1 protein-coding gene is annotated in these 432 nt (G+C 65.5%); it reads left to right on the top strand.

Annotated elements, in window-relative coordinates:
- Positions 1–22: 22 nt before the first annotated feature.
- The coding region (fliD, locus tag L6966_RS11965) for a flagellar filament capping protein FliD (RefSeq protein ID WP_237233466.1) at positions 23–432 on the top strand (410 nt) is incomplete at its 3' end.

The raw sequence follows: 432 nt of genomic DNA, 5'->3' as shown, positions 1-432 counted from the left end.
GCTGCAGGGCGACTCCAGTGCCGTGAACCTGCAGAACACGCTGCGGATGGCGCTGCAGTCCGTCAATGCCTCCGGCGCGTTCCGGTCGCTGTCGGACGTGGGGGTGGTGTCCGCGGGCGGAAGCGGCAACCTGATGCCCGACGGCAGCCTGAGCCTGGACGCGACCAAGTTCGACAAGGCGATGCAGACTCCCGACGATGTGAAGGCCTTCTTCCGTGGGGCCGATGGCGGCAACGTCACTGACGGATTCGCCGGCAAGTTCCAGGGCATCACCTCGAAGCTGCTTTCCACCGGAGGCTTCTTCGCGAGCAAGGACCAGTCGTACAAGGAGGCGCTCAAGCGCAATGCCGCGGACGTCGAGCGCATCACCGACCGGGCGAGCGAGGTGGAGAAGAACCTCATCGCCCGCTACACGGCGCTGGACACCAAGAT

It is taken from the genome of Rothia nasisuis (assembly GCF_928381405.1).
Lineage (GTDB): Bacteria > Actinomycetota > Actinomycetes > Actinomycetales > Micrococcaceae > Rothia > Rothia nasisuis.
Note: the sequence above shows the minus strand (reverse complement) of the source record. Positions and strands in the feature narration are given on the sequence as shown.